This window comes from Streptomyces sp. NPDC017993 (genome assembly GCF_044328065.1).
Classification (GTDB): Bacteria; Actinomycetota; Actinomycetes; order Streptomycetales; family Streptomycetaceae; genus Streptomyces.
Map to the genome: position 1 here is coordinate 226833 of NZ_JBIRGO010000009.1, position 23073 is coordinate 249905.

General features: G+C 66.9%; 20 protein-coding genes. 15 read left to right on the plus strand and 5 right to left on the minus strand.

Annotated elements, in window-relative coordinates; genetic code table 11:
- Nucleotides 1-76 precede the first annotated feature (76 nt).
- The 3 genes from ACH4FH_RS18875 to ACH4FH_RS18885 all read right to left on the minus strand — a co-directional run bounded on the left by ACH4FH_RS18875 (nucleotide 77) and on the right by ACH4FH_RS18885 (nucleotide 3685).
- On the minus strand, nucleotides 77-1387 hold the full coding sequence (locus ACH4FH_RS18875; RefSeq protein ID WP_398556979.1) for an aldehyde dehydrogenase family protein: 1311 nt from the start codon (nucleotides 1385-1387) through the stop codon (nucleotides 77-79).
- Between the two features lie 74 nt (nucleotides 1388-1461).
- On the minus strand, nucleotides 1462-2562 hold the full coding sequence (locus ACH4FH_RS18880; RefSeq protein ID WP_398556980.1) for a phenazine antibiotic biosynthesis protein: 1101 nt from the start codon (nucleotides 2560-2562) through the stop codon (nucleotides 1462-1464).
- 100 nt (nucleotides 2563-2662) lie between these two features.
- Nucleotides 2663-3685, minus strand: coding sequence for an MDR family NADP-dependent oxidoreductase (locus ACH4FH_RS18885; protein ID WP_398556981.1), 1023 nt, complete (start codon nucleotides 3683-3685; stop codon nucleotides 2663-2665).
- A 388-nt stretch (nucleotides 3686-4073) separates the two neighbouring features.
- Between ACH4FH_RS18885 and ACH4FH_RS18890 the strand changes: the two genes are divergently transcribed.
- Complete coding sequence (locus ACH4FH_RS18890; protein WP_398556982.1) at nucleotides 4074-5531, plus strand: MFS transporter; 1458 nt, start codon at nucleotides 4074-4076, stop codon at nucleotides 5529-5531.
- A 76-nt stretch (nucleotides 5532-5607) separates the two neighbouring features.
- On the opposite strand, the gene ACH4FH_RS18895 is transcribed toward ACH4FH_RS18890, so the two are convergent.
- The gene (locus ACH4FH_RS18895; RefSeq protein WP_398556983.1) at nucleotides 5608-6627 is read right to left on the minus strand and encodes an Lrp/AsnC family transcriptional regulator; all 1020 of its coding nucleotides are present in this window, start codon (nucleotides 6625-6627) and stop codon (nucleotides 5608-5610) included.
- Between the two features lie 294 nt (nucleotides 6628-6921).
- Here ACH4FH_RS18895 and ACH4FH_RS18900 point away from each other — a divergent pair, with 294 nt between their 5' ends.
- The 14 genes from ACH4FH_RS18900 to ACH4FH_RS18965 all read left to right on the plus strand — a co-directional run bounded on the left by ACH4FH_RS18900 (nucleotide 6922) and on the right by ACH4FH_RS18965 (nucleotide 22013).
- Entirely contained in the window at nucleotides 6922-7782 is an 861-nt protein-coding gene (locus ACH4FH_RS18900) for an SAM-dependent methyltransferase (protein WP_398556984.1), read from the plus strand.
- Between the two features lie 563 nt (nucleotides 7783-8345).
- The gene (locus tag ACH4FH_RS18905) at nucleotides 8346-9791 is read left to right on the plus strand and encodes an FAD-dependent oxidoreductase (protein ID WP_398556985.1); all 1446 of its coding nucleotides are present in this window, start codon (nucleotides 8346-8348) and stop codon (nucleotides 9789-9791) included.
- A 152-nt stretch (nucleotides 9792-9943) separates the two neighbouring features.
- Nucleotides 9944-11134 carry an acyl-CoA dehydrogenase family protein gene (locus ACH4FH_RS18910; RefSeq protein WP_398556986.1) on the plus strand — a complete coding sequence of 397 codons (1191 nt, stop codon included), beginning with the start codon at nucleotides 9944-9946 and terminating at the stop codon, nucleotides 11132-11134.
- Between the two features lie 52 nt (nucleotides 11135-11186).
- Nucleotides 11187-11666 (plus strand): PhzA/PhzB family protein, encoded by a 480-nt coding sequence (locus tag ACH4FH_RS18915; protein ID WP_398556987.1) that lies wholly within the window; start codon nucleotides 11187-11189, stop codon nucleotides 11664-11666.
- Nucleotides 11667-11737: 71 nt separating this feature from the next.
- On the plus strand, nucleotides 11738-12922 hold the full coding sequence (locus ACH4FH_RS18920) for a 3-deoxy-7-phosphoheptulonate synthase (protein ID WP_398556988.1): 1185 nt from the start codon (nucleotides 11738-11740) through the stop codon (nucleotides 12920-12922).
- Between the two features lie 44 nt (nucleotides 12923-12966).
- A complete protein-coding gene (locus ACH4FH_RS18925) occupies nucleotides 12967-13590 on the plus strand; it encodes an isochorismatase family protein (protein WP_398556989.1) in 624 nt (207 codons plus the stop codon).
- Nucleotides 13587-15482: an anthranilate synthase family protein gene (locus ACH4FH_RS18930; RefSeq protein ID WP_398556990.1), complete on the plus strand. Its 1896-nt coding sequence runs from the start codon at nucleotides 13587-13589 to the stop codon at nucleotides 15480-15482. The genes ACH4FH_RS18925 and ACH4FH_RS18930 overlap by 4 nt, the downstream gene beginning before the upstream one ends.
- Nucleotides 15483-15839: 357 nt before the next feature.
- A complete protein-coding gene (locus tag ACH4FH_RS18935; protein WP_398556991.1) occupies nucleotides 15840-16676 on the plus strand; it encodes a PhzF family phenazine biosynthesis protein in 837 nt (278 codons plus the stop codon).
- A 10-nt stretch (nucleotides 16677-16686) separates the two neighbouring features.
- Nucleotides 16687-17337: a phenazine biosynthesis FMN-dependent oxidase PhzG gene (gene phzG / locus ACH4FH_RS18940; RefSeq protein ID WP_398556992.1), complete on the plus strand. Its 651-nt coding sequence runs from the start codon at nucleotides 16687-16689 to the stop codon at nucleotides 17335-17337.
- A 52-nt stretch (nucleotides 17338-17389) separates the two neighbouring features.
- Nucleotides 17390-17887 (plus strand): flavin reductase family protein, encoded by a 498-nt coding sequence (locus ACH4FH_RS18945; RefSeq protein WP_398557115.1) that lies wholly within the window; start codon nucleotides 17390-17392, stop codon nucleotides 17885-17887.
- Between the two features lie 8 nt (nucleotides 17888-17895).
- On the plus strand, nucleotides 17896-18519 hold the full coding sequence (locus ACH4FH_RS18950; protein WP_398557116.1) for a flavodoxin family protein: 624 nt from the start codon (nucleotides 17896-17898) through the stop codon (nucleotides 18517-18519).
- A gap of 426 nt (nucleotides 18520-18945) precedes the next feature.
- Complete coding sequence (locus tag ACH4FH_RS18955) at nucleotides 18946-19689, plus strand: VOC family protein (RefSeq protein WP_398556993.1); 744 nt, start codon at nucleotides 18946-18948, stop codon at nucleotides 19687-19689.
- A gap of 275 nt (nucleotides 19690-19964) precedes the next feature.
- A complete protein-coding gene (mgtE, locus tag ACH4FH_RS18960; RefSeq protein ID WP_398556994.1) occupies nucleotides 19965-21323 on the plus strand; it encodes a magnesium transporter in 1359 nt (452 codons plus the stop codon).
- 297 nt (nucleotides 21324-21620) lie between these two features.
- Nucleotides 21621-22013: a hypothetical protein gene (locus ACH4FH_RS18965; RefSeq protein ID WP_398556995.1), complete on the plus strand. Its 393-nt coding sequence runs from the start codon at nucleotides 21621-21623 to the stop codon at nucleotides 22011-22013.
- A gap of 28 nt (nucleotides 22014-22041) precedes the next feature.
- Here ACH4FH_RS18965 and ACH4FH_RS18970 read toward each other — a convergent pair whose 3' ends face one another.
- Nucleotides 22042-22914: an undecaprenyl-diphosphate phosphatase gene (locus ACH4FH_RS18970; RefSeq protein WP_398556996.1), complete on the minus strand. Its 873-nt coding sequence runs from the start codon at nucleotides 22912-22914 to the stop codon at nucleotides 22042-22044.
- Nucleotides 22915-23073: the final 159 nt, after the last annotated feature.

Below are 23073 nucleotides of genomic sequence, written 5' to 3' on the forward strand. Positions count from 1 at the left end.
GGCAGCCCGGAGACAGGGGAGGAGCACCCTCCCCGTCGGCGTCGCGGTGGCGAGCGTTCGCCGCCACGGGGAGCGGTCAGCCCCTGATCACCGACTTGCAGCGCATCAGGAACTCGGCGAGGTAGCCGTCATGCGGCATGCCGGACTCCATCCAGTAAGTTCGGTGATCTCCTACGTAGACGTTGCTGATCGACGGTTCGTCCAGCAGCCGTTCCACGAGCCCGGCATCGTGTGTGATCGCCGTCAGGACCAGGCTGTCCCTCAGCGAGGCGATGCCTGCTTCACGCGTCCACGGAGCGACCCATACGCAAGGGAAGGGAAGCTCAACGGAAGCCTGGGGCGCATCGGGAAGGTCGAGCTGATGGATTGCGGGGCGGAGTACGGCGCTGCCGTCGCCCAGTTCGGCGACGACGCCGTCGCCGCCGAGCCACGGCTTGGTGCCCGATGCCTTCTGGAGCAGGGACGCCTCGAATGCCTTGGCCGTTGCGAGCGGCTGGACGGGCAGGACGGCCGCCGGATCCTCGGGAGGCAGGCTTGGCACAGATGAAAGGCGCTCGGTGAGTGCCTCGCAGAGCGGGGCCGGGTCGCCCTCGATGAATACGGCGGTGGTGTTGACACAGCCGGTGCCGCCGTGGCCGCTTATGGAGTCGACAATCGTGTCGAGATGGTTCCGCCAGTCCGTTTCCTCGGTCAGCAGAATCTTCGAGCGGCCCGGGCCTTGCGGGAGGACCAGCGGGTCTGGAGCGTATTTGCGTACCACGTCGTCGCCGCCGTAGACCAGTCCCAAGTCGGCGCCTCGCAGCAGGGTGTCCGCGGTGGCGTGGTCGGTGGGCAGCAAGGCCACCTGGTCGTTGCCGAAGCCGGCGCTGCGCAGTGCGGTGACCAGTCGATGCGGGGTGAACGGCTCGCGCCGGGAGGGGCGGACCGCGACGCGGTAGCCCAGTGCGAGCGCCTCCGGCCAGAGGCTGTGCGGTCCCGGGTGGTTGCCGGCTGCGTGGACGGCGAAGACGCTCCCGCGCCGTGCCCACACCGCGCGGCCGGTGCGGGTCAGCGGGTCGTCCCATCGCGTCACCGCTCCGGTCGGCCGGGCGTGTTCCACGCTGTAGTGGGCCTTCTTCATCCGGGACTCGATGGCTCGGGTGGTCGCCCGCACCACGGAGATCGGAATCCCTCCGACTCGACTGACCCGGTACTCGTACTCCTCGACCGACTGGTCACTCAGCGTGGCGGTTGCGAAGAGCTCAGCGGCATGACCGATCATCTCGATCCTGTTGTCGATCGGGGGAGGGGAGGCATGGCGCAGGGACTTCATCGTGTGCTCGACGAACAGAGGAGGAACCAGGCTCAGTTCGGCGACCTCTTGGCCCGCGACGTCGTGTACGGCCATGCGGTTGCGCGCCCTGAATGAGCCTTGAGGCCCCAGGGCGGGAAGCTGGAGTGCATCGGCGGGTGGCTCCGTCATCAGTAGACTCCCTCGATCACGGACTCGTCTTCGAAGGTCGCAACCGGAGCGATGTCCGCCACCGCATCGCCGACCTGACCGACCAGGGGCTCGACCCGGGTTGCCACATCCCGCTCCAGGTTGTTGGGCAGGAAGAACGACTTGCTGACGTGGTTGACCAGGACGCGGCCGCGTTCGCCGTACGCGACCGGCCGGAGTGTTTCCGGATCGACAACGGAAAACGTGACATACGGGCTGTAGGAGTCGAAGACGCAGCCGGCGTCCTCCGGTAGTTTCGGGCGCTCACCGGCGAACCCAAGGATCATGGTGCTGCCGTAGTTGCCGCACAGGACCGTATTGGGGAAGACCTCGGTCTTATAGAGGTAGCGGGAGTCGGGATCCAGCTGGGTGCCACCCCAGCGGATGGCTCGGACCTTCTCGTTGACCAGCTGGGCCAGGTCATCCCGCCGTGCGAGGCGCTCCAGCAGCGGGGGCGTGATGGTCAGGACGCCGATGTCCTGGGTGCGGAGCACGAACGCGGCCTGATCAATGAGGTGTTCGGCGTAGACATCGGCATCGGCGCTCCGTCCGCCGGAGATCAATTTCTTCACCCATCGGGGATCGAGATCGACGGTGAAGCCGTGGCGGCCGTGGCTGGTTGCGGACCTGCGGAAGTACTCACCCACGATGTGGGGCCCTGTCGGGACGAGCCCCAGCCAGTTGGTGCCGCCGGGAAAGCCGTGAGCATCGAGGTTGGCGTTGCTCCAGTGGACCATGCGCTGCAGCCAGTCCCCGAGCAGGACGACTCGCTTGGGCGCTCCCGTGGTCCCGCCGCTCTCGAACACCCCGACGACATCAGGGCGTTGACCATAGCCTCGCGGGATCAGGTCTTCCGCGCGGACGTCGCGCAGTTCGGCCGCCACGTTGGGGAAGAGCCTGAGATCTTTGTGGGTGCGGATGTCACTGAGAGGATCGAAGGGCAGGGCTTTGGCACGCTCCAGCCAGAACCGGCATCCCGTATCCGGGTTGAAGTGCCACTCCATGGCGGCCTGGATCAGTTCGTCCGGCTCGGGACGGACATCGAGGGGGAGGTCGAGGATCTGTGTGGTGGCTCGCGGCACGGGAACTCCCTTTCGGCATATGTAGTGAGGACTGGATTGCCAGGCGGAGGCGGGGAACCTCCGCCGACGTACCGAAGTTGCGGACGGAGGGAGCGTGGAGCTACAGCTCGACGATGACGGCACCGATGTGCCGCCCGTCGATCACCTCCAGCAGGGCTTGGGAAGCAAGTTCGATGCCCTTGATCCGCACGTGGGGGAAAACCATCTCCCCTGTGCGAAGCCACGTACCGAACCTCTCGGTCCACTCCGCCTGGTCGTCGAAGTCGTCCGAGCTGAAGCCACGCATCACGATCCGCTTGTGGATGAGTGGCAGGGAGTCCAACTCCACGGGCGCCGTGGTGCCTGTCCCGTCCTCGGAAAGCTGTCCGGAGAGGGCGCCGGTCAGGACGAAGCGGGCGCCCGGACGTGCCGCCTCCACAGCCGCGCGCAGCTGCTCCCCTCCGACGTTGTCGAAGAAGACGTCGATGCCGTCCGGTGCGGCCTTCGCCAGCTGTTCGGTGAGCGGTCCGGCACCGCGGATGACTGCGGCGTCGTAACCCAGCTCGTTCACGAGACGATCGGCCTTCCCCCGCGAGCTGGTGCTGGCGATGACGCGGCCGGCGCCCAGCCGTTTGGCGATCTGCCCGGCCATCGCGCCGATCCCACTACCGCCTGCGGAGACGAACACGGTGTCCCCGGGGCGGAGTTCGACCCCTCGAGTCAGTGCCGCGTACGCCGTCCAGCCCTGCTGAAGGTGTGTGATCGGGTCGGGAAGTGCCTCGTCGTCCAGCCGCGCACACTCAACCGTGGGTACGGCGGCGTACTCGCGCCAGCCGAGCCAGTGCGACGCCAGATCGCCCGGCCGCAGCGTACTGCCCTCCGGGGCGGAGACGACCTCGCCGATCGCCGCCCCGACCAGGGTGTCGCCGGCGTTGAGCTTGGGGAACGGAGTGTCTTGTGTTGCACCCGCGATGAGTATGCGCAGTGTGGCGAAGACGTGGAAGAACATATTGCGTACCAGCACCTCGTCTTCTCCCGGCGAGGGCATGGGTGTCTCGACGACACTGAAGTGCTCCAGCCGCGGTAGCCCGTCGGGCTTGGCAACGAGGCGGACTTCTCTCTGGGTAGCGGGCAGAGGCGCCATTTACGCTCCTGAGCAGGAAGAACGTACGGATATGAAGCCCTGGTGCACGCGGAGTGACCAAGGGATTCCAACATGGAGTGCTCACCCCGCCAACTCCAGTCCCGGCGCTCTACTGGAGCATTTCTTCCATCCGGGACGGCCGGCTGAAGGAAGCTCACACCCTGCGTTGTCCCCTCATCCCCTCCGCGGCGTCGGCGATCGTGCGCGCGCATCGGGTCGTCGCGTGGGAAATCGCAACCCCAGGTGCCCTCGACGGAAGGAATCTTCCATCTACGCGCTCTGGCTGGAGGTCCTTGCATCCGTCCTTCCATGCTGACTCGTGGTCGAGCCGGATGCCCTGGTCCAGGGGTTCGACTCGGCGTGTCGACAACGGTGGAGAGGAAATCCGATGACTGCTGAGCGTGTGCTTGCGCCGTCTCCCACAGCGGCGTACCGATGGCGGTGGCTGGCGCTCACCGCCCTGCTGCTCGGGGAGGCCATGAACCTGTTGGACGCGACCATCGTGCAGGTCGCCGGGCCGGCGATCCATGCCGATCTGGGAGGGTCCGTGTCCGATATCCAGTGGTTCACGACGGCCTACACCCTCCCGTTCGCGGTGCTGCTCATCACCGGTGGTCGGCTGGGCGATATCGCCGGCCGACGGCGGCTGTTCGTCATCGGCGTCACGGGATTCATGCTCGCGTCCATCGCTTGCGCCCTGGCTCCCTCGGTGGGGCTCTTGATCGCCTTCCGTGTGGTGCAGGGAGCGGCGGCGGCCGTGATCATTCCCCAGACCATCGGTCTGATCAAGACCATGTTCTCCGGCGATGAGATGTCCAAGGCCCTTGGCAGCATCGGCCCCGTCATGGGCCTTGCCGCCGTCTGCGGTCCGGTGCTCGGCGGTGTCCTGACCCATGCCGACCTGTTCGGCTCGTCGTGGCGGGCGGCGTTCCTGCTCAACGTCCCCGTGTCCCTGGTCGTGCTGGCCATCACCCCCAAACTGCTGGAGAACCGCGCTCCGAAGCGGCCCACGCTCGATCTGACCGGCACGCTCCTGGCCACGATCGGCGTCGGGCTCATCGTCTATCCCCTGATCGGTGCCGACATCGCCGCCATGTCCGTGTGGAGCTGGGGCGGCATCGTCGTCGGGCTGATCGTGATGGTCGGGTTCGGGCTGCACCAGCGCCGTGTCGCCGCGGGCGGCCGCCGCAGCCCGCTGGTGGAGCCGAGCTTGTTCGCGCATCGGAGTTTTCCGGCCGCCTTGGTGACGTCGGCATCCTTCTTCGCGGTGACGAACGGTCTGATGATGGTCATCGTGTTGCAGCTTCAGCTGGGGCTCGGCACTGATGTGCTCAACGCGGGACTGACGCTTGCTCCGTGGTCGGTGGGCCTGGCCGTGGCGTCGTGGGTGGCCGGCGCGCATCTGGTCCGGCGCTACGGGCACCGCATGATGTCTCTGGGCCTTGCTGTACTCCTGGTCGGAGCCCTGGCCGCCATCGCCGTCTACCATGCGGCAGATCCCACGGCCTACCCCCAACTGCTGCTGATCGCGCTGGGTGTCGTCGGCCTGGGAGTCGGGCTCTTCAGCCCCACCTTCTTTACCATCGCCCTGAAACCGCTGCAGCCGCAGGAGATCGGGTCGGCTGCCGGACTGTTGAACGCGCTCCAGCAGTTGGGAGCCACGCTCGGAGTCGCCATCCTGGGCAGCGTCTACCTCAACAGCGCAGAACCTGGGGGGCCTTCGGCCGCTCTGCACGCAGTCCAGGTCGCCTTCTGGGTTGCCGTCGCGCTGGTGGTGGTGACCTTCTTCACCAGCAGGCTGATGATCGAGAAGGATGCTTCGGACAAGGCCGGAGCACAGCACTGATCGAGCCACATTCCTGAGCGGTCCATGCGGCGGCCTGGCGGTCGCCGCATCGGCATGTGCGAGGGGACACACGCCTTCACAGCCGAGCACGCGCAGTCGGAGCAGGCCGTCGGGTACGGGCGAGGTCCGTGATCATCGGGCTTGCCGCCTTGACGTTCTGCAGCACCGGGCTGGTCTCGAGGGTCTGGATCGCATCGAGGGAGCCGAGCCGACGGGCGAGGTAGCGGTGCAGGTCGGCAGGGTCGCTGCACAGCGCCTGGGCCACGAGATTGGTGGGGCCGGTGGTCACGGCGACGAAGGCGAGTTCGTCGTGGCCCGCCAGGGTCGTCGCCACGTGTTCCAGATGCGCGGGGCTCACCGACATCCACAGCAGTGCCCTGGTGTTGGCGCCGAACAGCCCGGTATCGACCTCGACGTCGAAGAAGATGGCTCCGCTTGCCTGCAGATCAGCCAGGCGCCGGGCGACGGTGACGGGGGACCAGCCGGTCGCCTGGGCGAGTTCCGCGTGGCTGGCGCGCCCGTCCTTCTGCAGCGCAACCAGCAAACCGGCGTCCCCGTCGCTCAGGTGACGTGGTACGGGGACGTACGCGGTGTCGGCCGCCTCGTGTGATCGCAGGATGCGCTGCTGCTCCTCGTTGAGGGCCTCGACGCTCCGGCGCCAGTTCGTGGGACCTCCGAGATACATGTGCAGCAGGCAGTGGGCGGACACCGCCGTGATGTTGTTGGTGCGTGGGATGTCGCGCAAGAGCAGGGAGTTGCCGGCGTCGTCGTCAGTGGGGGTATGGATGATCGCGACGATCTCGGTGCCGCCGGAGGTGAGCTTGACCCACGAGGTGTCCGGTCGCCGGGCCAGGGCGTGCGCGAGATCCTGTGCGGAGCTTGCCGCGGCGGTGAGTCTGATGAGCCACTGGGTCTGACCGGCTCGGTGAGGGTCCGCCAGCCCGACGACACGTAGCGATGCCTCGTCACGCAGCCGCCGGTAGCGGCGGGCGATGGTTTGGGGCGAGACGTCGAGGGCGACGGCGATCTGGCTGAAGGGCGCGCGGCCGTCTATGTGCAGCGCGTGGATCAGCGCACGGTCCAGGTCGTCGAGCATGCACACATCCTTCAGTGGGGGCCTGCTCTGTGGAATAAAGTTGAAGATATTGAAGAGCACGCTACCATCGCAGCCGCAGAGGCACGCAGAATTCCATCAGTTCCCCGCTCGAGCATAGGGCTCGTGCATAGTTGGTAAGCGCGCGGCGAACGGGCATGTTGCCCTTTTGTTCTCTCTCATGCTCCACAGCCAAGGAAGACATCAAGCCACTTCGATGGGCCTTTCAGGCGCCGATGCCTATCGGCGTTGCCTCGCCTCTTTTCGTCGAATTGAACTCATCTTGGGGAGGATTTTATGGTTGAGTTGAAGACGCCCTCTGTTGGAGTCGGACAGACCGCACTCTTTATCGCGTGGATGCGGCAACTGGAAAGCGACCGTCCGGATCCGCTATTTCGGGACCCACTCGCCGCTGCAATGCTCTCAGCGCTGGCGGAGGACCCGGTCCTGGCCGACGTGGCCGAGGTGATCAAGCAGACCCACAGCAGCGCCCGCGGTTTCCCCACGTATTTCGCGGTGCGCACCCGGTTCTTCGACGACGAGGTGCTCTCTGCGGTCCAGCGCGGGATCCGTCAGGTCGTCACGCTGGCCGCCGGAGTGGACGGACGCACCGTCCGACTGGATCTGCCGGCCGGGACGCGCTGGTTCGAGGTGGAACTGCCGGAGATGACAGCGTTCAAGGACGCCCTGATCGAACGGTCCGGCCTGCCCCTCGCGTGTGAGCGTCATGGAGTGGCCGCGGATCTGAGGGAGGACTGGCAGTTGGCGCTGCGAGCCGCGGGCTTCGACCCGTCACAGCCCACAGTCTGGCTGGTCGAAGGCCTCTTGATGTACCTGCCCGATGCCGCGGGAGACGCGATCCTGGCCGGCCTCACCGAACTGTCCGCACCTGGAAGTCAGCTCATGCTGGAGCACCTCAAGGCAGCCATGCTCGAGGAAGAGGGCAGGCCCGTGCGTGCACGGGTCGAGGAGCAGGGTGCCTCCTGGCTCTCCGCTCGTGATGACCTCAAGTCCTGGATGGGCGGCCACAGCTGGCAGGCAGAGGTGTACGCGGGCGACGACTCCCGGATCGGACACGGGCGCACGGTGGCGCCGCTCCCGGCATGCTGGCTGGCGACCGGCACGCTCATCCGCCCCGTCGGCACTGCCATGTCCTGACGGCAATTTTCAGACCATCCAAGAGGGAATCCGGAATTCAGAATTCCGTTGATGGTGCTATACCGGTGCCATCGCGCGAGGGTTCCTGGCCGAAATGATGCGGTGAAATGTGCCGCAAGTTTGCTCAATTTGGTACGGGGGATATTGTGCAGCACGACGGTGCGTGGCGTGTCTTTGAACGGGTCATTCCGCCGACAGCCGATGTGAGTCGGCCGCAGCTTATGACTCAGCGGCCACCGGACGGACATGCCTACGTGGCTCAAATCCTCCACGGAATGCACCCACCGATTGTCGGCCTGACTCGAGGCGGCTACCCATGCCCAGGCTTCCGCGGCAGCACCGCTGTCCGCCGCAACGCGTTCGGGGCGGAATGGGGAACGACAAGTCCGATGCACGAGCACTCTCGCTCACATCCCCTGGCATCGGTATCTCTCTGACGCCCGACGCTTCCCGCGGTCGGGTCAGCTCAAGTCGCCGCAACTCATCCGGCGCACTATCGGGTTCGCGCAATCGCGGACTCTTGCCGCCCGCCTAATACCCCACAAGGACAGCGGAGGATTCGCATGTCTGACGACACCGCACGCCCGCATGCCCCGGACGAGTACCCCTCACGACGCAGCAGCCGCTCCGGCGAGTCCGCGTCCAGAGCGCCGGACAGCCACTGCGTGGTCTTGGGTGCCAGCATCGGTGGGCTCTTCGCCGCCCGGGTGCTGTCCGACACCTTCGGCCGGGTGACGCTGATCGACCGGGACCTACTGCCGGAGACGGACGAGAATCGGCGCGGGGTGCCGCAGGGCCGCCACGCGCACGCGATACTGCCCGCCGGCACGAAGTGGCTCCAGGAGATGTTTCCCGGTCTGCTCGAGGGCTTCGACGCGGATGGCGTGCCGGTGGTTCGAGAACCCACCGAGATGCATTTCGCGCCAGGAGGCCACCTGCTGAGCCAGGAGGGCCGCTACGCGGACCCCACCCCCACTTATCAGCCGAGCCGACCTCAGCTGGAAGACCAGGTCCGTTCTCGTATCAGGGCGCTGACGAACGTCGAGATCGTCGACCGCATCGAGGCGACGGGACTGATCAGCACCTCGGACGGACAGCGCGTCATCGGCGCCCGCGTCGTGCACCGCGACAGCGGAGCGGAACGGGAAATCGCTGCAGACCTTGTCGTCGACGCGACGGGCCGCGGCGGACGCACCACGCGATGGCTCGCGGACCTGGGCTACGACCGGCCGCAGGAAGACCGGATTGCGATCGACATCAAGTACGTCAGCCGGAACCTGAGGATGGCACCGGGCGCCCTTGGCCGGAGGAAGGTCGTGATCGTCGGGGCCTGCCCTGGCCGGCCTACCGGCGCGACGCTTCTCCAGCATGGCGAGGACCACTGGATGCTGACACTGATCGGCTATGGAGGACATCACCCGCCCACTGACCCAAGCGGGTTCCTGGAATTCGCCAAACCCATCGTCCCCCCGGACGTCTTCGACGCCCTGTGTGCCGCTGAGCCCCTCGACGACCCGGTCGCGCATCGTTATCCGGCAAGCGTGCGCCGCCGCTACGAACGGCTGGAACGTTTCCCCAGTGGACTGCTCGTCTTCGGGGACGCGATCTGCAGCTTCAACCCCGTTTACGGGCAGGGGATGTCCGCGGCTGCTCTGCAGGCAGGGGCGCTCAAGGAGGCTCTCGCCAAGGAGGGTGGCCAGCTGCCGCGCCGCTTCTTCAAGGCAGCCGCGCGCCGCATCGAGGTGGCCTGGCAGATGGCCGTAGGCAGCGACCTTGCGCTTCCCGAGGTTGCCGGTCCGCGGCCGCTACCGGTGCGCATCAGCAACGGGTTCTTCGCCCGGTTGCTGAGCGCTGCCGAACACGACCCGGCGCTGACCCACGAGTTCGTCAAAGTCAGTTCCCTGCTCGCTCCCCCCACGATTTTACTCAAGCCCGGAACGATCGGGCGGGTGGTCCTCGGCAACCTGCGACGCCGCCGAGGGAATGCCGAGGCGCGGCAACAGGTGTGATCCGTCGCTGAGTACTTAGAACCACGAACGCGGAGTGGCAAGGCCGCCGTGCAGGTGAGCCATGCCATCGCGTAGATGTTTGCAGACCAATTCGGAGCCCGAAATCTCCGGAGTCGAGAAACCGAAAGGAATGGTTCAGAATGTCACATCCGGTGGTTACCGCCGCCGTCCCCGATCGCGCGGAGCTCGTGAAGCGGGCCGAGGGCTTACGTGAGCTGCTGTCGGAGCACGCCGTCGAGTGCGAAAGCGAGCGCCGTATTGCCGCGAGCGTTGTTTCCGCCATGACGGATTCGGGCCTTCTGCGTTTGATGACCCCGCGACGGTACGGCGGTTACGAGTCGGACATGCGCACCTTGCTCGAGGTCGCCACCGAACTCGGCCGCGGGTGCTGCTCCGCGGCCTGGATCGCAGGCGTAGTGAACGCTGGAAACTTCGCGGCGTCGCTGTTCCCGCCGGCCGGTGGGAACGAGGTGTGGGGTGAGGCCCCCGACGCCCGCTGCGCCCTGGTCCTGGGGCTCCCCGCGCAGGACGTCGAGCAGGTGGACGGAGGCGTTGTAGTCAGCGGTCAGTGGGCCTATGTCTCAGGCTGCCTGCACGCTCAGTGGATCAGCGTCCTGATCGCTGTTCCCACCGCCGAGGGCCAGCGTGAGATCAACTTCGCCCTGATGCGGGCCGAGGAGGTCAGCATCGAAGACACCTGGTACTTCGCCGGGATGCGTGGCACCGGCAGCAACACCGTAGTCGCCGAACGGCTCTTCGTCCCCAGGCACCGTCTGGTGCCCTACGTGCCCATACTCAACGGCGAGACCGACGGTGTGGTCAACCCCGACCTGCCCTACCGCAACAGCCTGACCGGCCTGTTCGCCATTGGGCTGATCGGCTCGCTGATCGGCGGCGCCGACGCCGCCCTTGCGTACGTTCGTGACAAGGGCCCCACGCGTCCGGTGGCGGGCTCCGCCTACCGTGACCAGACCCAGTCGCCGACCTTCCAGCTCGATATCGCCGACGCCACCTCGAAAATCGACACGGCCAGGCTGATCGCGGCCCGTATCGCCGACACTGTCGACGAGTACGCCCGGGCCGGCATCAACATGGATCTGACCGTGCGCGCCCGCAACCGGCTGGAGTCTGCACAGGTCGGTCGGCTGTGCCGGGAAGCCGTCGACACCCTGCTGACCGCCCACGGCTCCTCCGCCTTCAACGAGGCCAACCCGCTGCAGCGGCTCTGGCGCGACATCAACGTCGGCAGTAGGCACGCCGGCTTCGGCATGGGAATCCCCGAGCAGGTCTACGGCCGCGCACTCGTCGGCCAGGATCCGCGCGACATCAGCTTCATTGTCTGACCCGAGACGCGACCGAACCCATCCGTTCCTTCCCTCACAGCAGAGGAAACTCATGGCAGCGCCCCAAATACCCACCGACGAGACCGAGCTGCGCGCCCACAACCGCGCCATCGTCGAGCAGTACATGCACACCCGCGGACAGGACCGGCGCCGGCGGCACCTCCTCTTCACGGAGGACGGCGTCGGCGGTCTGTGGACCACGGAGAGCGGTGAGCCGATAGTCATCCGCGGCCGCGACCGGCTGGGGGAACACGCCGTCTGGTCGCTCAAGTGCTTCCCCGACTGGGCCTGGATCAACATCGAGATCTTCGACACTCAGGACCCCAACCGCTTCTGGGTCGAGTGTGACGGCGAGGGGAAAATCCTCTTCCCCGGATATCCCGAAGGCGCCTACCGCAATCACTTCCTCCACTCCTTCCTGTTCGAGAACGGGAAGATAAAGCAGCAGCGCGAGTTCATGAACCCGTGCCAGCAGTTCCGCTCCCTGGGAATCGACGTCCCGCGTATCGAGCGCGAGGGAATCCCGACCTGACAGGTCGTCCGCGGAAACGCGGACCGTCACGATCCAGCCGTAAAACCTCATCACCTCACGGGGGAACAGTCGTGGGACACGCAGTAACAGAAATCCAGAGAGCCAAAGCCCTGCAACAACCCGAATGGAACGATCTTTCACAGATCCAGCGCGTGAAGGAAATTCTCAGCTTCCGCCCGCCGCTGGTCCGCGTGGACGACGTACACACCCTCAGGTCGCTGCTCGCGTCCGTCGCCGCGGGCGAAGCACACGTGGTGCAGGCGGGAGACTGCGCGGAAGACCCGGAGGAGTGCACCGCGGAGCACGTCCGCCGAAAGTCCGCCGCGCTCGACCTGCTGGCCACCACCCTGAAGATGGTCACAGGCAAGCCGGTCCTCCGTGTCGGGCGCATCGCGGGACAATTCGCCAAACCGCGATCGAACTCCTTCGAGGAGGTCGGCGACCTCGTCCTGCCGGTCTACCGCGGGCACATGGTCAACAGTCCGGAACCCGACCTGGCGAGCAGGCAGCCGGACCCGCTACGCATCCTCACCGGATACATGGCGGCGGGCGACATCGTGGAACACCTGGGATGGCGCGCACCGGCTCTCCGCGTATGGCCGAGCATCGAACCCCTTGTGTGGACGAGTCATGAGGCGCTCCTCCTCGATTACGAAGTCCCGATGATCCGCGAGGTCGGGGACGGCAGGCGCTGGCTCGGCTCCACACACTGGCCGTGGATCGGCGAACGGACCCGCCAACTGGACGGCGCCCACGTCGAGCTGCTCGCCGACGTCGTGAACCCGGTGGCCTGCAAAGTCGGCCCCAGCATGACCGCCGAAGAGATCACGTCCCTGTGCGAGCGTCTCGACCCGCTCCGAGAACCCGGCCGTCTCACTCTGATCGCACGCATGGGCGCCGACGTCGTCAGCGACCGCCTGCCGTCCCTGGTGGCGGCCGTCCGCTCCGCGGGTCATCCCGCGATCTGGTTGTGCGACCCCATGCACGGCAACACCGTCACCACACCGGGCGGCAAGAAGACCCGCTTGCTCACCGCGATGGCCCGCGAGGTCGCCGGGTTCCGGCGCGCGGTGGCGGCGGCGGGCGGAGTGGCCGGTGGCCTGCACCTGGAAACCACCCCTGACGACGTAACCGAGTGCGTGGCCGATGCCTCCGCAGTCGGCTCGGCCGGTAGCCGGCATACCTCGTTCTGCGACCCCCGCCTCAACTCACGGCAGGCTGTCTCCCTGGTCACGGCCTGGTCCGAGGCTTCGTGAACACCGCTGCTGCCTCGGCCACATCGCTGGAAAGGAGTTACTCGATGGCCGGCTTACCCCCCATCGCGTCGTACTCCCTGCCCACCGCGGGGAGTCTGCCCGAGAACCTGGCGCAGTGGACACCGCGCCCGGAGCGCGCCGTCCTGCTCGTCCATGACATGCAGCGCTACTTCCTCAACGCCCTGCCGGACCAACTGCGCACCGAGCTCGTCCACAACGCCGCCACGCTGCGCAAGCGGTGCACCGCTCTCGGCATTCCTGTGGCGTACACCGCCCAGCCCGGACGGATGACCGACGACCAACGAGGGCTGCTGAAGGACTTCTGGGGCCCGGGAATGCGCCCCGACCCTGCCGACAGGGAAGTCATGCCGGAGCTCGCCCCTGCCGAGGGCGACTGGATGTTCACCAAGTGGAGGTACAGCGCCTTCTTCCACTCGGACCTGCTGGAGCGAATGCGAGCCGCAGGGCGTGACCAGCTCGTCCTGTGCGGCGTGTACGCGCACATCGGTGTCCTGGCGACGGCGCTCGATGCCTTCACCAACGACATCCAGGCGTTCCTGGTGGCCGACGCCCTCGGCGACTTCTCCGAGAACCACCACCGGCTCGCGTTGGAGTACGCGGCTCAGCGCTGTGCCCAGATCGTTCCGTCCACGGAGGTATTCGCGTGAGCAGCCAGGATTCCGGCGGCGACCTGCTCGGCCGTGTCCTGAACCTGGAGCCGTCCGCCTTCGCCCTGCTGCACCGGCCGGAGTGGGCGGTGCCGGACACCGTCGATGTCCTGGTCGGCGACGTGACTCTGCCCAGCACCCTGGCCGACATTCCCCTCACCGGGAGGGAGGCCGACTCGCGGCTGACCGACCACGACGTCCTGGTCGTGGTGCCGTACCGTCAGATCACCGAGCGGGGTTGCACGGCACCCGACGACGGCGCCCCGATCCTCTCCCTGTCGATCAACAGCCAGGCCACGGTGTCTGTGCCCGAACTCCTGCTACGGCTCCCGGACACGCCGACCCACCTGACGGCCAACGGCTTCGACGTGGACGACGAGCGTTACGCCGAGACCGTACGACGCGTGGTCACGGACGAGATCGGCATGGGCGAAGGGGCGAACTTCGTCATCAAGCGCTCCTTCGTGGCCGACATCAGCGACTACTCGCTCCATAGCGCACTGGCATTCTTCCGACGACTGCTGGAGCGGGAGCAGGGCGCGTACTGGACCTTCCTCATCCACACCGGTCAGCGCACTTTCGTCGGCGCCACGCCCGAGCGGCACATCTCCGTCAGCGGCGGGGCGGCCGTGATGAACCCGATCAGCGGCACCTACCGCTATCCCCCGGCCGGCCCCACGCTGGAGGGCGTCACCGAGTTCCTGGCGGACCGCAAGGAGACCGACGAGCTGTACATGGTCGTCGACGAGGAACTCAAGATGATGGCCCGCATCTGCGAGGGGGGCGGCCGGGTCCAGGGCCCGCACCTCAAAGAGATGGCTCGGCTCGCCCACACCGAGTACTTCATCGAGGGACAGACCGACCGTGACGTGCGCGAGATCCTCCGCGAGACGATGTTCGCCCCCACCGTCACGGGCAGCCCGCTGGAGAGCGCGGCACGCGTCATCCGGAAGTACGAACCCGAGGGCCGCGGCTACTACAGCGGTGTGGCCGCGCTGATCGGCCGGGACGTGAACGGTGAGCGCTCACTCGACTCGGCCATCCTCATCCGCACCGCTGACATCGACCCACATGGCCGGGTGCGCATCGGTGTGGGCGCCACCCTGGTGCGGCACTCCGACCCAGTCTCGGAGGTCGCGGAGACACGTGCCAAGGCTTCGGGGCTCCTTGCTGCCCTGGATGCGGGAGGCCCCCGCCGCTTCGGCGCGCACCCGGAGGTCCGCGCCGCCCTCAGCCGTCGCAACTCCGGAATCGCCGAGTTCTGGCTGCAGGACAGTGCGAGCCGCCGGCCGACGATCACCGGACTTGAGGGGCTGAAGGCACTCGTCATCGACGCGGAGGACACCTTTACGGCGATGATCGGACACCAGCTCCGTGCGCAGGGCGTCCAGGTGACGGTCACCCGCTTCGACGAACCGTACGAGTGCGACGGCAATGAACTCGTCGTGATGGGGCCTGGCCCCGGCGACCCTCGTAGCGCCGGCGACCCCAAGATCAGTCACCTTCGTTCGGCGATCGACGAGCTTCTGGCGCAGCGGCGGCCGTTCATCGCCGTGTGCCTGAGCCACCAGGTGCTCAGCGAGGCCCTCGGCCTCGATCTCGTCCGCCGGGATGTTCCCAACCAGGGTGTGCAGCGGGCGATCGATCTGTTCGGCTCCCGCGAACGAGTGGGTTTCTACAACACGTTCGCCGCCCGCAGCACCGAGGACAAGCTGGACATCGAGGGAATCGGCCTGGTGGAAGTGAGTCGTGACCAGGCGACCGGTCACGTGCATGCCCTCCGCGGCCCGGCTTTCGCCTCGATGCAGTTCCACGCCGAGTCGGTCCTCACCGTCGACGGGCCGCGCATCGTCGGGCAGGCCATCCGGGAGGTGCTCAACCGTGCGAGTTGACATCGCCTGGTGGGATCTCGACGGATCCCCGCAGACTATCGACTCCCTGCGTGAGCACCTGCGGGACGGCACCGTCGATGTCTGGCGAGAAGTTCCGGGCCTGCGGCTGAAGTTCTGGATGGCGGACAGGCAGCACAACCGCTGGGGCGCAGTCATGCTCTGGGAGTCCGACCGCCCGGCCGACCTACCGGCGAACCGGGCCGCGGAACTGATCGGCCGTCCGCCCACTCATCGGACCGGGTTCGACGTCGAGGCCGCGGTCGAAGGAGCGTGCTCCTTCCGCGAGCTGCAGGGCCTTGGGCCCGTATTCGGGCCGCGGACAACAGCGCCCACATCCATTCGGGGGGAAGAGACACCTTGCTGCACGAATACATAGTGGTGGACGCCTTCGCACGCCAACCGCTCGAAGGCAATCCCGTGGCCGTATTCTTCGACGCCGCCGACCTGACCGCCGAGCTGATGCAACGCATCGCCCGGGAGATGAACCTCTCCGAAGTCACCTTCGTCCTGCCGCCGGAGCAGGGCGGTGACGCCCGGATCCGCATCTTCACCCCCGTCAACGAGCTGCCGTTCGCGGGCCACCCCATGCTCGGCACAGCGGTTGCCCTCGGCCACACCCTCAAGGAGGACCGCCTATTGCTGGAGACCGGCATGGGGCACGTCCCGTTCCAACTCCACGACGACGAGGGCGTCCCGGTAGTGCGGATGGAGCAGCCCATCCCCACATGGGAGCCGTACGAGCACCGCGCGGAACTCCTGGAAGCCCTCGGTGTCACGGAGTCCACGACGCCGGTCGAGATCTACCGCAACGGCCCTCGCCACGTCTTCGTGGGGCTGGAGAGCGTGACGGCGCTGTCGAGTCTCAGGCCGGACCACCGGGCCCTGAGCCGCTTCCCGGACATGGCAGCCAACTGCTTCGCCGGCGAAGGCACCCGCTGGCGGACACGCATGTTCTCACCCGCCTATGGAGTGGTTGAGGACGCGGCGACCGGATCGGCCGCCGGCCCCCTCGCGATCCACCTGGCCCGACACGGACTCAGCGAGTACGGGGAGAGCCTTCAGATCCTCCAAGGGGTCGAGATGGGCCGACCCTCGCTCATGCTGGCCACCGCGTACGGCACGGGCAATCACGTCCGGAGCGTGCAGGTCGGCGGCCACGGCGCCATAGCAGCCCGCGGCACCCTCTACGTCTAGCGAGGACCACGTGAACACCAGCCAGTTCGAAAGCCTCACCGGCGAGATCGACATCGACTTCCCCGAGTACGACAATCCACCGCCCGACCCCATGCCTCTCGTCCAGCAGTGGATCGGCGAGGCGACCGCACGCGGTGTGCGGGAACCCCGCGCGCTGGCCCTGGCGACCTCTGACAGCCAGGGGCGGGCATCCAGCCGCATCGTTGCCCTCACCGATATCAGTGACCGCGGGCTGGCTTTCGCTAGCCACAGCACCAGCCAGAAGGGCCGCGAACTGGCCGCCACCAGATGGGCCTCCGGCCTGCTCTACTGGCGGGAGACCGGCCAGCAACTCATCTTCTCCGGCCCGGTGTCACAGCTCGACAACGCAGAATCCGACGCCTTCTGGTTCGACCGGCCGATCCCCATGCACTCCATGTCCATGGTCTCCCGGCAGAGCGAACCGCTCGATGACCTGGCGGCCGTGGCAGCCCTGCGCACCGAGGCTGCCCGGCTGGAGGCTCCCGGTACTCCGCTGCCCCGCCCGGCTCACTTCGTCGTCTACCGGCTGGCCCCGGTCGCCGTGGAGTTCTGGTGCGCAGACTCCGAGCGACTGCACCGCAGGCTGCGCTACGACCGCCAGGACCCTCACGGGTGGCGTACGCGCCGACTCCATCCCTGACCTGTGACGAACCGGAGATGACACGATGGAACACACAGCATTGACGCATGCGATGGCAAGGGTTCCGGGACCGGTGACCGTGGTGACCACGATCGACGGCACGGGTCGCCGGTGGGGCTTTACCGCAAACTCGTTCAGTTCCGTCTCCCTGGACCCGCCCCTCGTCCTGGTCTGCCTGAACAAGAACGCCAGCACACACGAGGCGTTCACGTCCGCCGGCCGCTTCCTGATCAATGTCCTCGCGCACGGCCAGGACGCGGTCGCGCGGCGCTTCGCCCAGTCCGGAGTCGACCGCTTCGCCGCCGGCGACATGGAGCCCTGTGAACTGGGACTGCCTGGTTCGCACGGTGCCTGCGCCCGCGTCGCCTGCTCGATGTACTCCATTGTCGATGCCGGCGACCACAGCATCCTCATCGGACGCGTGCTGGACACCTATGCAGACGACCGGACGCCGCTCGTGTACTACAACCGGGCGTACGCCTACCCGGCCACCGCCACTGAGGCGAGGTTCGAGGAGCAGGTCAAGGTCCTGCACCTGGCGGACTGGTGATCGCTGCCATGAAGGACGCAATAAAGGTCGCCGTCATCTATTGCTCCGCCACGGGCCATTTCGCCGACATCGCCGGCGAAATTGTGGAGACGGCCGAGAAAGCAGGCGCCGAGGTCCGGTTGCGCAAGGTTCGGGGACCGGCGCCTGAGGACGCCATCGAGTCCAATCCGGCCTGGGCAGCCAACGCCGCGGCAACGGCCGATGTCCCTGTGGCCAGCGTCGAGGACATTGTGTGGGCCGACGCCGTTCTCATGGGGTCACCGACGCGATTCGGCAACATCTCCGCCCAACTCAAGCAGTTTATCGACACCCTGGGCGGTGCCTGGCGCAAGGGCGAACTGGCCGACAAGGTCTACAGCGGCTTCACCTCCACAGGCAGCCTTCACGGAGGCAACGAGTCCACGCTGCCGGCCTTGATGCAGTCCTTCCACCACTTCGGCGGAATCGTCGTGGCGCCCGGATTCACCCACCCGGACAAGTTCGCCGACGGCAACCCCTACGGGACGGCGCATCACGACGCCGGCGGCAGCGCCCCAGTAGGTGACATCACCCGCAACGCGGCGCGAGTCCAGGCCGAACGCGTGGTGACACTGGCCCGGGCCGTCTCCACCGTGTCAGACGGAAGCCGATAACGGCTCCGTCCCTGCGGGACGCGGGGGCAGTCGCCGTCGACGCCACTGCCCGCCGACAGAAGCCGGCTAACGGTCCCCGTCGGCTTCCCCGCGTTCCTACCGGCCGGAGAGCTCCTACACCCCCGGGGAGCTCTCCGGCCCTTCCTCACCGGCTACGACGCGAATCCTCCTGGACGGCCTGGCGAAGCCCACAGTCAGGGAAGGGCCAGGACCCGGCTACCCGAGACGGGTCCGTAGCTCTGCCGATCCGCGCCCACATGGGTGAGCGAATTCGCCGTGGTCAGCCCCGCCGGTGGAAAGGATCTACGAGTTCCCGGCTCTCACTGGAGTCGCGCTGCAGTGGACGGCCACGCTGGTCGAGCCGAGCCTCAAACATGGCCGGTCCCCGTGACGAAGATCGATCAATGCAGTGTTGAGGAGAGAACAATGAAGATCACTCGCCACCTTCCCGGCGCACCGTGCTGGGCGGATCTCGACACTCCCGACGTCGCGTCTGCTCGTGCCTTCTACACCTCCCTCTTCGATTGGGAGGCCCTGGAACTCCCGGGAGGCTACGTGAACTTCACGCTTCGCCAAGAGAAGATCGTGGGCGCGATCAAGCTCAAGGAGGGCGAGGAGCACTCGGCCGGCTGGAGCGTCTACTTCATGACGGAGAACCTGACCGAGACGACGAAAGCGGTGGAGGCGGCCGGAGGCAGCGTGGTCAGCCCTCCCAGGAAGGTGTCGGTCGCCGGCAGTGCTGCCGTCTACGAGGCTCCCGACGGCGCAGTCTTCGGCGCCTGGGAGCCGGACAAGCACCCCGGGTCCGGCCTGGTACGCGAACCCGGCACGCCGTCCTGGTTCGGACTGAGTACCCCCGACACCGGCGGCTCCGCAGCGTTCTATACCCAGGTCTTCAGCTGGGCATCCGAACCCCAGATGGCAGGGCACATCGCCCATGTGGCGGCAGATGGTGACCCAGAGGAGTTCGGTGGCATCACCAACGGGACCGCGAACTCGCAGGGTTGGACTCTGCACTTCGGCGTCGAGGAGGTCGATGCGGCGTCGGTGAGGGCGGTCGCGCTGGGTGGCACGGTCATCTCCGCTCCCACGGATGTCACCGGCGTCGGACGAGTCGCCGTGCTGAAGGACCCGTCCGGCGTGACCTTCGCGCTGGTCACCCGGGCCTGACATCGCCGTACGGACCGGTGGGCCGGCTCCGAGGGGAGCCTTCTGGCATCACGAAACCGTCGTGGCACGACGCCTTGCCCGTACGCGGAGGAGGGAGGTGGTTCGCCGTGCAGAGCGAGCCTCCCGGTCGAACTTCGCGTACGGCCGTCCTGCACTTGGTCGTGCTGTGAGTTGTCACAGCTGACCTCCACCAGGCAGGGATCGTTTCAGTACCCGTCCGTCTCGCGTACTAGAGCATCCCGCCCTCCCCAGCACCAGCCGAGGTGACTCCTGCCATGACGCACATTCAGCTGCCCGATGACGAGCTGCCCACCGGCCTTCAGGACGCCTTGGAGCGCCACGACCTCCGCGACGCACAGTACTTGCTGGGCCGGCGCACACCCCACGTCATCGCCGACGAGCTGGCCCGTATGAACGCCGTCGACGCGGTCGTCGCCTTCCGCCTCCTGGGCAAGGACGAAGCCATCAAGGTCTTCGAGGAACTGGAGCCCGTGGATCAGCAAGCCATCCTGATGGGACTGCGGGACGTGGCCTTCCGCGAGCTGGTCGAAGAGCTGGATCCCGACGACCGTGTGCGCATGCTCCGCGAGGCCCCCGCCAAGGTGGTTCAGAGGGTCCTGGCGGGGCTCAGTGCTCACGAGCGTCAGGTGACCGCCGCTCTGCTGGGGTATCGGGAAGGCTCGGTGGGGCGCTACATGACACCCGAGGTGGTCGCTCTGAACCAGCGCCTGACCGTACAACAGGCGCTGGATCTCGTTCGGTCCAAAGGCGCGGATGCCGAAACGGTTTACACGCTGCCAGTGGTGGACGCCGGACGCCGCCTGACCGGAGTCGTCGAGCTACGTGAGCTTGTACTCAGCCCGCCGGGAAGCAATGTCCTTGACCTCGTCGTGCTTGATGCCCCACGTGTGCACGCTGCTGCCTCCGCGGAAGACGCGGCACGTCTGATGCGCGAGACGAACACCCTGGACCTGCCCGTCGTTGACAGCGAGGAAAGGCTCGTCGGGCTGCTCACCATCGACGACGCGGTCGAGGTGATCGAGGAGGCGGACACGGAAGACGTCGCACGGCAGTCAGGATCGGCTCCGTGGAGCGGTCACTACATGGCGGCGACCGTGTGGCAGTTGGCACGCTACAGGGTCGTTTGGCTCCTGCTTCTGCTGTTGGCCGCGACACTCACTGTGACGGTGACACAGGCTTTCGAAGGCACCCTTGAAGAGGTCACCCAACTCGCCATGTTCATCCCGCTGTTGATCGGCACAGGCGGAAACGCGGGGGCGCAGGCCGCGACCGCCGCCGTACGCGCGCTGGCCGTGGGCGAAGTACGCAGCTCCGACCTGCCCGCGATCATCTGGCGTGAGTGCCGGGTGGGGGTCGTCATCGGAACGATGCTGGCAACCCTTGGGATGGCGTTGGGCGCGGTGTTCGTAGGCGTCCGCCTCGCCCTTGTGGTCGGTACCGCGCTGGTGATCATCTGCGGGTGGGCGGCGACAGTCGGAGGAACCATGCCGCTCCTGGCCAGACGCCTTCACATCGATCCGGCGGTAGTCTCGGCCCCGATGGTCACGACGCTGGTGGACGCCACAGGACTGGTGATCTACTTCGTCACCGCTCGAGCAGTCCTGGGTATCTGAGCAGACGCTCGACGACGGAGCACCCTCGCCGAACTCAGGTCTGCACTGCCGAGATCTGCCGGCCCCTAATAGCGGGAACGTTCGGGGATGTAGAGCGTGGGACTTGCCATGAGCGCTGCGTAGGCCAGTACGCGGCTAAGAGCAGCACCCGGTCTTCCAGCGGAAGTCCCCACGGCCGCCCAGCGCGCCGCGCCAGTCGCCGCGCGGATTCCGCGCCCAGCCGAGCGCCATCGGTGGTGATCACTCCGGCACTGTTAACACCGGGCTCCCACGCCATCACAACCTTCCCGGGAAGGAATGGGCGCCGTCCTCGCGCGGTTTGTCATCCGACTCACCGAGGAAACCACCTCATGCCAGCCCACCGACGGCCCTCGACTGGGCACGGCACTGACCGACCTGGCCGCCGTGCTCTTCTTCCACCTGCTCGAAGCGGGCGACTGTCTCTCCTCGGTGACCCACCGGCGGACTCTCACCTTGCGCATCCAGGCGTTCATTCGGGAGCACCTGCACCACCCGCACCTCACCCCGGGATCGCCCATTCCACCTGCCGGGCGGGTGTTCCGGGGGTCCGGTTTCGCGTACCCGGATGGGGGCCTGCAAATGGGAGACCAGTGGGAGATGATCTACGCGGTCGTCTGCACCCAGATGCGATTTCATGCGAGGAACTGCTGGAAAACCACGGGAAGGTGAGCGTCGGACCGGCATCCCGGTCGCTGTCTCAGCCCGCCGAATCGCCCGCGTGCGGGCTCAGCGTTCCCGCGGCGACCAGCGCGAAGAGGACGATGCCCAGGAGGATGCGGTAGATCACGAAGGGCATGAAGCTCTTGCTGGAGATGAACTTCATGAACCAGGCGATCACCACGTAGCCCACGACGAACGCGATGATCGTGGCGAAGATCGTGGGGCCCCAGGAGACGTGTCCTTCGCCGGCGTCCTTGAGCTCGTAGGCGCCTGAGGCCAGGACCGCGGGGATGGCGAGCAGGAAGGAGTAGCGGGCCGCGGATTCGCGGGTGTAGCCCATCAGCAGGCCGCCGCTGATGGTGGCACCGGAGCGGGAGACGCCGGGGATGAGGGCCATGGCCTGGCAGACGCCGTAGATCAGGCCGTCCCTGACGTTGAGGTCATCGAGCGACTTGCGCTGCTTGATGGCGCGGTGCCGGCCGCCGACCTCGTCGCGGGCGGCCAGCCGGTCGGCGATGCCGAGGACCACACCCATGACGATCAGGGTGGTCGCGATCAGCCGCAGGTCGCGGAACGGTCCCTCGATGGCGTCCTTGAGGGTGATGCCCAGCACGCCGATCGGGATCGAGCCGACGATCACCAGCCAGCCCATCTGGGCGTCATGGTCGTGCCGCAGTTCCCGGTTGAAGAGTGAGCGTGCCCACGTCGAGATGATCCGCCCGATGTCCTTGCGGAAGTAGATGATGACGGCGGCTTCGGTGCCGATCTGGGTGATGGCGGTGAAGGCGGCACCGGGGTCGTGCCAGCCGGCGAAGGCCGCGGTCAGGCGGAGGTGCGCGCTGGAGGAGATGGGCAGGAACTCGGTCAACCCTTGGACGAGCCCGAGGACGAAAGATTCAAACCAGGTCATGGAAAGTACGCTATCCAAGGGTGATCAAGCGCTTACCGGCGCGGGCGGGGAGAAAGCAGGCGGTGACGGCGGATGCGGATCATCGGCCGACGGAGGGCAGCGTAACGCCCGAAGATGTCCGGGCGGCCAAAGGGCCCCGCGCCCCGGGACTCCCGGAAG

Coding starts and splice junctions, on each gene's coding strand:
- ACH4FH_RS18875 (WP_398556979.1), bottom strand. CDS start 1,387: ATGGCCGTACACGACGTCGCGGGCCAAGAGGTCGCCGAACTGAGCCTG.
- ACH4FH_RS18885 (WP_398556981.1), bottom strand. CDS start 3,685: ATGGCGCCTCTGCCCGCTACCCAGAGAGAAGTCCGCCTCGTTGCCAAG.
- ACH4FH_RS18890 (WP_398556982.1), top strand. CDS start 4,074: ATGACTGCTGAGCGTGTGCTTGCGCCGTCTCCCACAGCGGCGTACCGA.
- ACH4FH_RS18895 (WP_398556983.1), bottom strand. CDS start 6,627: ATGCTCGACGACCTGGACCGTGCGCTGATCCACGCGCTGCACATAGAC.
- ACH4FH_RS18900 (WP_398556984.1), top strand. CDS start 6,922: ATGGTTGAGTTGAAGACGCCCTCTGTTGGAGTCGGACAGACCGCACTC.
- ACH4FH_RS18905 (WP_398556985.1), top strand. CDS start 8,346: ATGTCTGACGACACCGCACGCCCGCATGCCCCGGACGAGTACCCCTCA.
- ACH4FH_RS18915 (WP_398556987.1), top strand. CDS start 11,187: ATGGCAGCGCCCCAAATACCCACCGACGAGACCGAGCTGCGCGCCCAC.
- ACH4FH_RS18925 (WP_398556989.1), top strand. CDS start 12,967: ATGGCCGGCTTACCCCCCATCGCGTCGTACTCCCTGCCCACCGCGGGG.
- ACH4FH_RS18945 (WP_398557115.1), top strand. CDS start 17,390: ATGGCAAGGGTTCCGGGACCGGTGACCGTGGTGACCACGATCGACGGC.
- ACH4FH_RS18950 (WP_398557116.1), top strand. CDS start 17,896: ATGAAGGACGCAATAAAGGTCGCCGTCATCTATTGCTCCGCCACGGGC.
- ACH4FH_RS18955 (WP_398556993.1), top strand. CDS start 18,946: ATGAAGATCACTCGCCACCTTCCCGGCGCACCGTGCTGGGCGGATCTC.
- mgtE (WP_398556994.1), top strand. CDS start 19,965: ATGACGCACATTCAGCTGCCCGATGACGAGCTGCCCACCGGCCTTCAG.
- ACH4FH_RS18965 (WP_398556995.1), top strand. CDS start 21,621: ATGGGCGCCGTCCTCGCGCGGTTTGTCATCCGACTCACCGAGGAAACC.
- ACH4FH_RS18970 (WP_398556996.1), bottom strand. CDS start 22,914: ATGACCTGGTTTGAATCTTTCGTCCTCGGGCTCGTCCAAGGGTTGACC.